We start from the raw sequence: 12,532 nt of genomic DNA on the forward strand, positions 1-12,532 counted from the left end.
GCCGGTGCCACGCTCCGACACCCCGCTGCCTCACGGATCACTGGTCGGCGTACGCGAGGAAGCGCCACCCCCGAACACGCTTGTGGCGCTCGGCCGGGACTCCCGGCCGAGCGCCACGAGGCTCGTCCAGGGGAGCAGTGCGGTCGCCGCGGACTTCCTGCGCGAGGCGCAACCAGGACTCCAGCTTCTCGACCATCCACGCCGCGAGGCCGGCGGGGGAGTCGCCGAGGGCGATGGCGAGCGGGGCCGGCCGCCCGTAGGGTCTCTGTCCGCCGTACTGGAATGTCCGCTCGCCACCGAGGTGGGTGTGGGCGTCGCCCGCGTGCCTTCCCCAGTAGGTGACGTCGGCGAGTCCGTCGACGGATTCACCATTCAGTCCGACGAACGAGTCCAGAGCGGGGGCGTCCCCGAGGACCATGCCGCACGGGTCGACCGGCCCCATCGGTCCCGCCAAGCCCAAGGATGCTCCTCACATCGCCTTGAGGGTGTCCTTGAGCAAACGCAGGGCCTTCCGCCAGCGAGGGGCGGTGGCGCGCCAGTGCCTTTCCGCTTCCACACTGGCTCGGGTGACGGCCAGCTCCTTGCCGGTGGTGCGGACCATGTCGATCCGGTGGGTACCGTGCGTCAGCGCGTTGAGATGGAACTCCCCGATCCCCAGGTAGGACGCAGCCTCCTCCCGGGTCATCCACTCGCCGCCCTCCGGGAGGCTACGGTAGGCGAAAGGTATCTGCGGGAGATCGTCCGTCCAGGTCTTCACGCATGCATTGTCGTCGACGGCACACACGAGGCCGACGCCTGGCCGGCGCAACCCTCACACCGGTCAAGATCGCCTGGCAGGAGCCCGGCATCGATCGAGATCATTTGACAACTGGCGCTCGCCTGCTGTGCCCATCCCGCCAGTCCGGGGATGCCTGCCTTGGTGGGTGCGTTCGGGACCGGGCCGGGCCGGGCGGAGCGGGGCGCCGGGGTGCCATCAGGGTCCCGGCCGCGGGTGGGTGGGGCTCAGCGTGTGGTCGTTCATGACCGGTCAACGGCTGCTCGGTGGGCCGGGGCGCGTTCGGGACCGGGCCGGTCTGGATCCACCTCGGGGCCGGCCGCCTTCGGATGGCATGTTCGCGGCCGAAAGCTTGCAGGTCAAAGCCCTGTTCACCACGGATGTGCGGGTCTAGCATTCCGGTCACAGCAGCCCCACCACTCCCCTTTGACGGGTTGTTGAGCAGAGCAGTCGCGCCACGGCTGGGCGCGGCTTGCCTCCCCACCGGCCGGGGCCTCACGGGATGCCCCCCTCGTCCCACAAGACCCCGGCCGGCCTGCGCCCCCTGTCGGGGCCGGGGCCGAGGAGGTGGGCTACGGGGTCCTCGGTGAGCGAGGCCAGAGAGTAGTACGAGGTGCCGCCGCCGATGAGCCCGTCCAGGCGTGCCCTGCCTGACCGCCGCAGGGCCGAGACGCGGAACACGGTCGCGGTCCCGGCGAGCATGTTGGCCCGGTAGCCGTAACGGGCGATCTCCCGGGCATAGCGCCGGAACTCGATCCGCTGCAGCCCGCCGGGCAGCCCGCCGCCCGGCGCGCCGTAGGAGATCCCGCCGACCGCCCCCACATCCGGAGAAGGGCGTGGACACCGGCTCGATGCAGGACTACCTGAACGTCTTCCGCTTCGGATGCCCGCCTCACGGCGGCTTCGGCGCGGGCCTTGCTCTGTTTCCGCGGTGGATGGCGACATGACGACGTGGTTCCGCACCTACGACGGGGACGAAGACCTGTGGCTGTACTTCGAGGCCGGCGACGAGGGTTGGGTGTCACGTCAGGTCGAGGTGCGGGCCAAGGGTTCACGGCCTGTGGGGGCAGCTTCCTCGGCGGAGGTGTTGGACCTGCGCGATTATGCCGATCTCGCGGTGATGGGCCGCTGTGAACAGCAGTATGGCGTTCTGGCCGAGGGCCCCATGGACGGTTGGCAGGGTCAGCCCCGGGCAGCCGATAGTTCCGCGGAGGAGGCCGAACGGCTAGCTCGGGGCCGCCAGCGGCCCGTTCACCACGTCTCTACAAGGAGCGGGACCGAGCGATTCGACCCAGGACGCGAAGTCTTCGGACACGACGTGGAAGTCCGCAGGGTCCAGATCGCCCAGCCCGGAGGAGAACACGGCGGAGTCCGCGTCATCGGTACGCAGGAGGAATCCGCGGCCACCACTGTCATCGCCGACGAGGAGGAAACCCGGCGCACACTCCGCGACTTCGTACGTGGCGTTGCGTTCGCCGATGTCCCCGGCCGAGTACACGGCGACACCGGACTCGGCGAGAAGGCCGTTCCTCACGCTCCACAGGGCCACCAGCGAAGCCGGAAGGTCCACCTCCGTCTCGGCCCGCGCCCGCATCACCTCGGCCGGCGTTGCCGCCGACGGCCTCGAAACCGACCCCGTCACCCTGCACCCCTCAATCGCGATCCACGGCTTGAGCACTAGCTTTGCATCACGCCCGCAACACGGCGGAGGGCACCAAGGCTGGAGGAACCTGTGCGGGACGGTCTTTCCGATGGATCCTTCACGCGGACGGCGCACGACACGCATCCAGTGGACCTGATGCGCCTCTACCTGCCCCATGGCTCGGTCGAACAGATCCCTGGCCTGTTGGCCGATCGGGAGACGCTGTCGTTCGAGCACCTGAGCAAGCACGTCCGCGACGCGGACCGCTGGAACCACGACGACGCGGACACGTTCTCACCCCGAGCAGGCGTGACCGCCGGCGCGGCGGTCACGCCTGCTCGGGGCCGTGCGACGCGGGCGGGATGCTCTGCTCGTACCGGAAGACGTCGTGGGGGTCGTACTTCGCCTTGACCTCGCGCAGCCGGTCGACGCCGGCCCCCCAGTAGGCGGCTTCCCAGTCCTGCATCCCGATGTTCGGCACGTTGACGTAGGCGCCGTGCACGTAGGGTCGCAGCGCCCGGCCGAACTCGGCGATCCAGGCCAGGGCCCGCGGGGTGAGCGGGTCGCGGACGCCCGGTCCTCGGCCGCGCTTCCCCCAGCCGACGCCGGGCTCGGAGTAGAAGAGCGCGTCGCGGTGCGGGAACGCGGTGCCGCCGGCGGGGCTCCTGCCGACCGCCCCGCCGAAGGCCTGGGCGAAGAAGTTGCTGTGGCCCGTCGGGGCGTCCCGCATGAACGAGGCGACCACGTCGACCGCCTCCTCCGGGAACGGCTCCCCGGCGAACTGCGAGAGGAACTTCCAGTACGCGGGTTCGTCCTCGATCGGGATCTGGAATCCCGCGTAGACGTCGCCCCAGTCGCCCACCTGCACCGAGACCTCCGGACCGCCGACCGACAGGATCGGGGCCAGCAACTCCTCCGCCTCTTCCGGCCCTCCCTCGACGAGCACCGCGAACAACAGGACCCGGTCCCTGCGGATCTCCAGCTGGGTCCCCAGGCGCTCGTCCGCGGTCGGCGCCGTGCGCTGCCACGCGGCGAAAACCCCGCCCAGGTCCGCGAGGCCCTCCCACGTCGCCTGCACATGGGTCACGCTCCGCAGCAGGACCGCCCGGTACGTGAGTGACGTGACGATCCCGAAATTGCCGTTCCCCGCCCCGCGGAGCGCCCAGAACAGGTCCGGGTTGCTCTCCGGCGACGCCCTGATCACCTCGGCGTCCCCGGCACCCGCCGTGACGACGATCTCGGCCTCCACGAGGCTGTCGCAGGCCATGCCGAGCCAGCGGGTGAGGAAGCCGAAGCCACCGCCGAGCGTCGCACCGGACAGGCCCACGCTGCCCTCCGTCCCCGTCGTCACGGCGAGGCCCTGCCCCGCGAGCGCGGTCACGGCTTCCAGCTGGCTGAGCCCGGCGCCGACCCGTACGAGACGGGAGGTGGCGTCGATGTGGACCGACTTCAACCCGCTGACGTCCACGACGACGCCGTTGTCCACGTTCGACCAGCCCTCCAGACTGTGGCGGCCGCTGCGCACCCGCAGCGCGACGCCGTTGCGCCGCGCCCAGGTGAGGGCGTTGACCACGTCCTGGTCGTCCCGGGCGAAGACGACGGCCAGCGGGCGGTGGACGAAGAGTTCGTCCCAGCCGAGGCTCGCATCCGCGTAATCGGAATCACCGGGACGCACGACACGGCCGGTCAGCTCCACCATCGGGCACTTCCCGCCTTCCGACGCCACCGGGCACCTGTACCCACCCTCGCAACAAGACCCACGAGCTGCATCCCGGCCGGGCGCGGGGGTGCGGTGCAGCGCAGGATCACGGTCCGGGGGCGGCGCTCTCCGTGGAATCGCGCTCGATCCGGCGTACGTTCTCCCGGCCGCAGGCCGCGCAGACGATCCACTCGCACAGCCGGCCGTCCCGGACGAAGGCTTCGCTCGCCCGGTTGCAGTCCTCCCAGCCGCAGAAGAGGCAGTCCCCGTCTTCGCCGGTCAGGTACCGGAACGGGTGAAGGACCGGGCGGCCTCGGAGGTCAGGACGCCCCAGGAACCCGCAGCCGCGGCACGTCCACCACTCGTTGGTGCCCCCGTACGCCCCGGACCGGGTGACCTCCCGCACCAGGGCCTGCGCGCACCGCGGACAGAGCCCGGGCAGCGCGTCGCCCGTTCCGCCCCCGTCCTCATTCGCCACGCCGCTCCCTCCAGGACATCCGACCCCCCGGGTGGTAGCGGTAGAAGGTCGGCGCCGCCCCCCACGTGCCCCGGCTCTCCCCGCCGTACGTGCGGACGCGGACCTTCGCCGGAGCAGCCACGCTCGGCAGCCAGTGCTCACGTACCTGCCACAGCTCGGAGACCTCGTCACTGCCCAGCCAGGGCTCCTCCTCGGCCGCCCCGCCGCACGCCCGGCGTAACGCCCGCCGCACCGCCCCGGTCAGCCGTCCGCGGCGCTCGGGCCCCGTGGCCTCAGGCCCACAGGTGATCGCCCAGGGCGGTGCCCTCCGGGGCGCCGGGGAGGACGTAGGCGACGGCGGAGGCGGTGTGCTCGACGAACGGGTTGAGGGCGTCGCGGGCGGCGAGGCGGTCCTGCACGCGGTTGAACTGGCCCGGGTCGCGCATGAACGCGCAGAAGAGCAGGCCGCGGTCGCCGGGGCCGTCGTCGTAGCTGTAGCCCCGGCGGAGCATGCGGGCGCCGCCGTCGAGGCGGGGACCGGTGAGGCGGACGTGGGCGGTGGCGGGGATGACGTAGGCGCCGTCCGGGTGCTTGGCGTAGAGGTCGGGGTCGTCGTGTTCGGCGGTCCCGGTCAGCGGGGCGCCGTCGCCGGCGCGGCGGCCCACCGCGAGGTTCTGCTTCTCCTCGGAGAGGGCGGCGAAGGCGGCGGTGTCCATCCGGATCCGCCGGTAGACCAGGACGGTGGCGTTCTCGTGCGGCCCCGGCGGGCCCCAGACCCACTGCCGGGCGGCGTTCTCGTCCGGGTTGGCGGTGCCGTCCTTGAAGCCGAACAGGTTGCGGGGGGTCGCCCCCGGCTCCGTCCCGGGCAGGAAGCCGGACTGCGACCAGCGGGGCGTGGCGCCGACCGAACGGGCGGCCGTGGTGGCGAGTTCGGTGACGACGGCGAGAGTCCAGTGGTCGCCGGCGCAGAGCTGGAGCAGCAGGTCGCCGCCGCTGCGCGCCGCGTCGAGGCGGTCGCCGGGGAACGGCGGCAGCTCGGCCAGCCCGGCGGGGACGGCGAGGCCGAGCCGGGCGGCGAGGGTGGGGCCGAGGCCGACCAGGGAGGTCAGCCGGGTGGTGCCGTCGGCCCGCAGGCGTGGGTCGGGTGCCGCTCCGGTGCCGGCCGTCACCGCGGCCAGGGTGCGGCTCCAGGAGGTGAGGAGGGTGCGCAGGGCCGCCCGGTCCGCGGCGGTGGAGGTCGCCGGGAGGTCGAAGGCGACGAGTCGCACCAGCGGCAGCTGGGGTGACGTCAGACCGGCCTGACGGGCGCCGTGGAAACGGACCGGGGGCTCGGGCGGCGGAGCGCCGGCCGCGGCGGTGCGGCCCGCACCGCGGTCGCCGCCCGCCGGCTCGCCGTCCGCCAGTTCGCCGACCGCCACACCGACACCGGCGGCGAGTACCGCACCGGCCGCCAGCAGCGCCCGTCGCCGTCCGAGACCGGGCGCGACGGGCGGGTTCGACGACGACGCGTTTTCCGGTTCGGTGGGCATGCGCCCTATTGGAGACGATAGAACACGTACCATGCAACCCACGTCTCCTGATCGTCCGTCACCCGTCCCGGCCGCGGCGACGGCGGCGACCGCCGTGATCGTCGCGCTCGCCCTGACGACCGCCGGCTGCTCCTCCGCGGGCCCGGCCTCGGACGACGCCAGGCACCCGGCCGGGAGCGTGGTCCGCGTGCCGGAGGACTTCCCCACCGTCCAGAAGGCCGTGGACGTCGCGCGTGAGGGCGACACGGTGCTGATCGGCCCCGGCACCTACCGCGAGGCCGTGCGCGTCACCAAGCGCAACATCGTGGTGCGCGGGACGGACCGCTCCGCCGTGGTGTTCGACGGCGGACTCAAGCTGGTCAACGGCGTCACCGTCACCGGCCCCGGCTCGGTGGTGGAGAACCTCACCGTCCACGGCTACCTGGCCAACGGCGTCCTGTTCACCGGCGTCACCGACGAGAAGCTGCAGCAGCGCGGCGCGGGCGGCTCGGCGTACGACCCGCTGGACACCGCCCGCTTCCCGCCCGTGGAGGGCTTCCGCGCGACGCGGGTGACGGCCTACAACAACGGCCTCTACGGCATCTACGCCTTCGACGCGCGCGCCGGCGTGATCGAGGAGTCCTACGCCTCCGGCCACGCGGACTCCGGCATCTACGTCGGCCAGTGCAAGCCCTGCGACACCCTGGTGCGCGGCAACACCGTGGAGCGCAACGCGGTCGGAGTCGAGCTGACCAACGCCTCGGACGGCCTGTCGATCCTGGGCAACCGCGTGGCCGGCAACCGGGTGGGCGTCACGGTCAACTCCAACGACCTGGAGGCGCTGGCCCCGCAGCACGGCGCGGTGATCGCGGGCAACGTGGTCGTCGACAACAACGCCGCCGACTCGCCCGAGCAGGCGGACGGGGGCTTCGGCATCGGCATCGGGATCGGCGGTGGCACCGCGAACCGGGTGGAGCGCAACCTGGTGCGGGGCAACCGCGCGGCCGGGGTGATCGTCACCGACCCCGCGGGCCACCCGGCGAGCGGCAACCGGGTCGAGGGCAACCAGGTGGACGGCAACGGGGCCGACCTGGTGCTCGCCTCGGCCGACCCCGGAAACTGCTTCAGCGGCAACCGGCCCGCCGTGCAGAGCCCGGACGGCCTGGAGGCCGCGGCCGGCTGCGGTGGTCAGGGGCACGGGCCGCTGGCCCCGGGCCGCCCGGCTCCGGTCCAGGCGCCGCCCGGCGTCCCGTTCAGCCGGGTGGCGGCGCCGCCCGCGCAGGCGTCGTTGCCCGACCCGACGGCGCCCGGCCGGCCGGCGACCGGCCTGCCGGGGGCGGTGGACGCGGGGGCGTACCCGCTCCCGACGGATGCCGGGGCGCTCCCGGCGCAGCCGGCGCGCTGAGGGGAGGCCGCCGGAACCGGCGGCGGGCCAGCCGGTGAGCCGTGGTCAGCCGGTGAGCCAGGGCGCCTCGGGGAGCTTGGCGCCGTCGTCGCGCCCGGCGAAGTCCACCGTGGTCGGGGTGCCCAGGCCCGGCATCCGCATGGTCACCCGCCGCAGCGTGCCATCGCCGTCGACCCAGTAGGTCAGCGGGGACCGCCCGCCGTCGGGTGCGGCGCCCTGGGCGCGCGGGCCGGAGAACCGGTCGTAGCTCCGGCCGTCCAGGCGGTCGCTGCCGAGCCGGCGGGCGCCGGACTGGGCGAGCAGCAGCGGGTTGTCCGGCCGGTCGGCGCCGAGCTGGACCATCAGCTGGAGTCCGGCGTCCAGCGGGTCCGCGGTGTAGGCGCGTGGTGACCAGCCCTGCCGGGGGACGCGCTCGGCCTGCTGCCAGGCCGGGCCGTCGGCACCGGCCGGTTCGGGGGCGAGCCCGAGACCGCCGGCGTCCCAGATGACGAGGCCGTGGTCGAGCGGGCCGTTCGCCCCGGTGACCCGGTAGCGGCCCACACCCCGGCGGTTGCGGTAGTCCACGACGCCCTCGACCCGGACGGCGACGTCGCCGCCCTCGGCGGCGGTGAGCGTCACCGTGACCGGGCTGGCCTGGAACAGGTTCAGCCGCGACAGTGCGAGCCGGGAGGCCTCGTCGACGGTCACCGCTCGCTCGCCGGGGGCCTCGGAGACGACGGCCCGGTAGGCGAGGACGCCGCCCGCCGCGGTGGCGCACGCCACGAGGGCGACCAGGAGCTTGAACCGGACGCTTCGGCGGCGCGGCCTGCCGGTGGCGGCCTCCGCCTTCCGGTCCTCCGGGCCGGTGGCCGCCGCCCTGCGGGCCTCCGCATCGGGCGCCTCCGCCTTCGGCGCCCCCGCCCTCCGGGCCTCCGCCTTCGGCGCCCCCGCCCTCCGGGCCGTCGTCTTCGGGGCCATGCGCTTGCCTTCTCTCGTCGGTCGGTCACGACGATCGGGCGGGTCCGCGGACCGGAGTCCGCGGACCCGCCCGATCAGTGCCGGTCCGTCAGGACCGCCACGGGGCGTGCTACTGCTGTCCGGTCCTGCGCCTGCGGGCCAGCATCACGAGCGCCGTGCCGAGGGCGGCCAGCGTGCCGGCCCCGGCCAGCAGCACCGGGATCCCCTCGTTCGCACCGGTGCCGGGCAGGTGCGAGCCGGGGGCGGGGGCCGCCGGACCGGGCGGCTGGGCCCCCGGGCCGGGCGGCGCCGGAGCCTGCGTCGGCGCCGGCGCGGGCGTCTCGGTCGGCGTCGGCGTCGGAGTGGGCGTGGCCGTCGGGCTCGCCGTGGGCGTCGGCGTCGGGGTGGGGATCAGCCGGTTGACGGCCGTCACCTCGACGCCGGTGCCGAGGTTGTCGGCGTTCAGCACGAGCGGCCCGAACACCGTGACGTCCGGCGCGGCGTAGCCGTCCGGCGGCGCCAGCTCCTGCCAGTAGTACGTTCCCGGCGCGCCGCTGCCCTTGCAGATGCCGTCGGCCCCGGTGGTGCAGGGCTCGCCGACCGCCGTGTCGGGCTTCTCGCCGGTGCTCTGCAGCCCGTCGGTGCCGTTGGTCTCCTTCCACAGGCGGAACTTCGCGCCCGCCAGCGGCTTGCCGTCCTGGTCGTGCTTGACCAGGCGCAGCGCGCCCTCCTGCTGCCGGAAGCCGAAGTCGTAGGTGTGGTCGTTCTCGCCCGGTCCGCCGGTGGTGAGTGCCCGTTCGGCGTACTGCCCGCCCGCCGGGACGACGCCCTTGGAGTCGACGAACCGGTTGTCGCCGACGTCGGCGTCGGTCGGCACCCACTGGTACAGCGGACCGCCCTTGGCGTAGTCGGCCGGGTTGTCCAGGCGGATGGTGTACTTCGCGCGCGGCTTGAGGCCGCCGGTGACGTTGGAGTCGTCGAAGTAGTACTCACCGCGCGGCGTCGTCTTCGTGGTGCCGACGAGCTTGCCCGATTCGTCGTAGAGGTTGACGGTCGCCCCCGGCACGGGCCGCTGGCCCGGCAGCTGGAGACCGCTGCGCTCGGGGTCGTACCAGACCCGGTTGCCGATCTGGAGCGGGGCCTGGTCGCAGAGCACTTCCAGGTCGCCCATCGAGGCGCCCTTGCCGAACGGGGCCGTGGTGTCCTTCGGGTTGAGCCGCAGGCCGAACTTCGGGTCCTGCGTGCCGTTGCGCTGGAGGAACGACGTGCCGTAGCCGAGGGCGGTGTGGTTGGGGTCGAAGGCCGAGGTCGCGATGGTGTTCTCGACCTTGGAGAAGGCCATGCCGGCGAACGCCGTGTTGCGGTGGCCGCCCCAGCTGGTGTCGAAGAAGCGGGTGCCCCGGGGGGACAGCCCGCAACCGTTGTTGGTGTCCATCACGTACGTGCCGTTCGCCGGGCAGGCCTTGTTCAGGTCACCGCCCGACATGACGACGGCGGCGGAGCCGGGCGTGGGACCGGCCGGCGCGCGGTCGCCGAAGCGGTCGCGGAAGGACAGGAGCATCGAGCCGTCGGTCTCGAAGCCGATCTCGCCCAACTCCGGTTCGGGCTGGGCGATGGTGGAGGCACCGCACGGACGGCCGCCCTGCGAGGTCGGGTAGGTGCCGGTCCACGGGAACCAGCCCGCTCCGTCGCACGGGCCCCCTCCGACGGTCGACTGCCGCGGGTAGTCGAGGGGCTGGTCGAGCACCGACGGCGCGAAGGCGCCGGTGGCCAGGTCGAACGGCAGCACCACCGCGCGCAGGTCGGACACCTTGCCGGTCGACTCGCCCGAGCAGACGCCGCCGAGGTAGCCGGTGCCGTCCTGCAGGCCGAGGCCGAAGGGGCGCCAGTCGCCGGCTGCGGGGCAGCCCGGGTCGGGGATCGGGTAGGAGGCCTTCGGCGCGGCGGCCGTGGGCACCGTGGCGTCGTAGCGGTAGAGCCTGCGGTCGTTGAGGTTGACGACGAAGAGGTCCCTGCCGTCGTCGGTGACCTTGATGCCGCCGAGGCTCTCCTTGCCCGGCACCGCGAGGAACGCGTCGTCGGTGCCGCCGCCGTGGGCGGTCGTACCGGCGTCCGGGACGGTGGCGAACAGGGTGGTCCGCTTCGTCGCCGGGTCGGTCACGTAGATCGCGCCCGCGCCTGCGGGGCCGTAGTCCGTGGTGCGCTTGGCCACGGCCGAGGAGAACACCCGGCGGTCCGCCCGGTTCCACGCGATGCCGAACAGCGTGCCGGTCTCGGCGTTGGTGGCGAGGTCGGTGACGTTGACGTCCACACCGTCCTGACCGCGTGCGCTGTACGGGAAGGACACGAGCGTGCGCTGCGCCCCGCCCTCGCGCGTGGTGGGCTGGCAGGTGGACACCAGCGGAGCGTTCTGCTGGCAGTAGTCACCGGGGCTCCACAGCCCGGTGGTGTACGCCACGTTCTTGCCGCCGGAGAGGTCGACGAACTCCTCGTTGCTGCTCAGCTGGGTGGGCGCGCCGGTCAGGCCCTGGCGCGAGGCGAAGGCGGGGAAGAGCTTGCCCGGCTTCGGATTCACCACCTGGACACGGTACTTGCCGCCGGTGAGCTTGGTCGCGGCCGGTGCCAGCGTCACCGTGCCGTCCGCTGCCGTGGTGCCCTCGGTGCCGGCGCCCGTGTCGTCCGTGAGGGTCACCTTCACGCCGGCCAGGCCGGGCTCCAGCGCGGGCTTCCACACCCCGCTGGTGTCCACGGCCCGGACGACGCGGACCGTCACCGTCCCGTCGCCGGTCTGCGGGAAGGCCGCGGGGGCCGCCAGCAGCGAGCCCGCGCCGATTCCGACGGTCAGCGCCGCGACGCCGCCCACGGTGCGGCGGCCGAGCACCCCCGGCCGCCGTCGCTCCGGGCCGCGCGCGGCACCGGGTTCCTGTGCACGTGTTCTTGTCATCCCTGCTCTCATCGTGCAATCAGGCCTGCCGCCCGGGCTCGCGAGGGAGCTCGTATGTGGCGGAAAGCCGCCATTGGTAATGGGAGCCTAAAGGGGATTCACACAAGTTCGCAGAAGAACAAGGAACTTTGACGATTCATCAGGCGTTACGCCCCGGCTTTGCCGCCGGGCCGCCGGGCTGGGCCGCCGTGGCTTGCCGCAGCCCGCCGGTCAGCCGTCGACGTCGGCCGGGGCCGCTCCCGCGATCCCGCGCAGTGCGTCGACGCAGGCCGCGATCGCCGGTTCGTGCGCCGTGTCGTGGCGGACGGCGATCCCGATCGTGCGGGCGAGGGTGGCGTCCGTCACCGGTCGCGCGGTCAGCGCGGGCGGGAGATGCGTGGTGGCCATGCGCGGGATCAGGGCCGCGTGGCCCGCGCTCGCGGCGAGGGCGATCATGGCGGAGAAGTCGGTGCAGACGTTCCGCACCCGGGGGGTGAACCCTGCCGAGCGGCAGGCCTGGAGGACGGCGTCCCCGCAGGCGGTCTGCGCCGGGGCGGTGGTCCACAGGGTGTCCGCGAGCTCCCGCAGCTCGATCGAGGGCCGGCCCGACCGGGCGGCCGGGTGGTCGGAGGGCAGCACGGCGACCAGGGGGTCGTTCCGCAGCGTCAGGGTCTCGACGTCCCGGTACGGCGGCGTGGCCAGGTTGTCGTAACGGTAGACGAGGGCGAGGTCGGCGCGCCGCTGGGTCAGCAGCCGGACGGCGGCCTCGGGCTCCGCCTCGGTGACGTGGAGCCGCACGTCCGGGTGGGCGGCCTCCAGCGCGTGGCCGAGGGGCGCCGCCAGGGGGACGAGTGCGCTGGGGAAGCAGGCGAGGCGGAGGGGGCCCGCGGGAGCGCCGGACTCGGCGTGCAGCCGGACGCGGGCGTTCTCCAGGGCGGCGAGCACCTGTTCGGTGTCCTTGGCCAGTCGCCGGCCCGCCGCGGTGAGGTGGACGGAACGGCCGGTCCGCTCCAGGAGACCGACGCGGGTCTCCTCCTCCAGGAGCCGCAGCTGCTGCGAGACGGCCGATGGGGTGACCCCGTGGAGGTCGGCGACGGCGGTCACCGTGCCGTGCGCCTCCAGGTCGCGGAGAAGGACGAGTCGCCGGACGTCGAGCATCAGTCCATCTTAACGACCGACTGTAGGAG

General features: G+C 73.6%; 11 protein-coding genes. 1 reads left to right on the forward strand and 10 read right to left on the reverse strand.

Features of this window, described 5'->3' with window-relative positions:
• Positions 1-37 precede the first annotated feature (37 nt).
• The 7 genes from ACIPSC_RS22205 to ACIPSC_RS22235 form a co-directional block, all read right to left on the reverse strand.
• Positions 38-454 (reverse strand): hypothetical protein, encoded by a 417-nt coding sequence (locus ACIPSC_RS22205; RefSeq protein WP_400827731.1) that lies wholly within the window; start codon positions 452-454, stop codon positions 38-40.
• 15 nt (positions 455-469) lie between these two features.
• Positions 470-757 (reverse strand): DNA-binding protein, encoded by a 288-nt coding sequence (locus tag ACIPSC_RS22210; protein WP_400827732.1) that lies wholly within the window; start codon positions 755-757, stop codon positions 470-472.
• 513 nt (positions 758-1,270) lie between these two features.
• Positions 1,271-1,597, reverse strand: a complete 327-nt coding sequence (locus ACIPSC_RS22215) for a hypothetical protein (RefSeq protein WP_400827733.1) — start codon at positions 1,595-1,597, stop codon at positions 1,271-1,273.
• A 403-nt stretch (positions 1,598-2,000) separates the two neighbouring features.
• On the reverse strand, positions 2,001-2,654 hold the full coding sequence (locus tag ACIPSC_RS22220) for a hypothetical protein (protein WP_400827735.1): 654 nt from the start codon (positions 2,652-2,654) through the stop codon (positions 2,001-2,003).
• Positions 2,655-2,745: 91 nt separating this feature from the next.
• Entirely contained in the window at positions 2,746-4,116 is a 1,371-nt protein-coding gene (locus ACIPSC_RS22225; RefSeq protein ID WP_400827736.1) for an FAD-binding oxidoreductase, read from the reverse strand.
• Positions 4,117-4,222: 106 nt separating this feature from the next.
• Entirely contained in the window at positions 4,223-4,594 is a 372-nt protein-coding gene (locus ACIPSC_RS22230) for a hypothetical protein (RefSeq protein ID WP_400827737.1), read from the reverse strand.
• A gap of 272 nt (positions 4,595-4,866) precedes the next feature.
• Positions 4,867-6,102: a Dyp-type peroxidase gene (locus tag ACIPSC_RS22235; protein WP_400827738.1), complete on the reverse strand. Its 1,236-nt coding sequence runs from the start codon at positions 6,100-6,102 to the stop codon at positions 4,867-4,869.
• A gap of 31 nt (positions 6,103-6,133) precedes the next feature.
• On the opposite strand from ACIPSC_RS22235, the gene ACIPSC_RS22240 reads away from it, so the two are divergent.
• Complete coding sequence (locus tag ACIPSC_RS22240) at positions 6,134-7,486, forward strand: right-handed parallel beta-helix repeat-containing protein (protein ID WP_400827739.1); 1,353 nt, start codon at positions 6,134-6,136, stop codon at positions 7,484-7,486.
• A 45-nt stretch (positions 7,487-7,531) separates the two neighbouring features.
• Here the strand turns inward: ACIPSC_RS22240 and ACIPSC_RS22245 are convergent, their stop codons facing one another.
• From ACIPSC_RS22245 to ACIPSC_RS22255, 3 genes are all read right to left on the reverse strand, one after another.
• A complete protein-coding gene (locus ACIPSC_RS22245; RefSeq protein ID WP_400827740.1) occupies positions 7,532-8,443 on the reverse strand; it encodes a hypothetical protein in 912 nt (303 codons plus the stop codon).
• A gap of 109 nt (positions 8,444-8,552) precedes the next feature.
• A complete protein-coding gene (locus ACIPSC_RS22250; RefSeq protein ID WP_400827741.1) occupies positions 8,553-11,366 on the reverse strand; it encodes an SdrD B-like domain-containing protein in 2,814 nt (937 codons plus the stop codon).
• Positions 11,367-11,576: 210 nt separating this feature from the next.
• Entirely contained in the window at positions 11,577-12,503 is a 927-nt protein-coding gene (locus ACIPSC_RS22255; RefSeq protein ID WP_400827742.1) for a LysR family transcriptional regulator, read from the reverse strand.
• Positions 12,504-12,532: the final 29 nt, after the last annotated feature.

It is taken from the genome of Kitasatospora sp. NPDC090091, from assembly GCF_044747365.1.
Taxonomy (GTDB): domain Bacteria; phylum Actinomycetota; class Actinomycetes; order Streptomycetales; family Streptomycetaceae; genus Kitasatospora.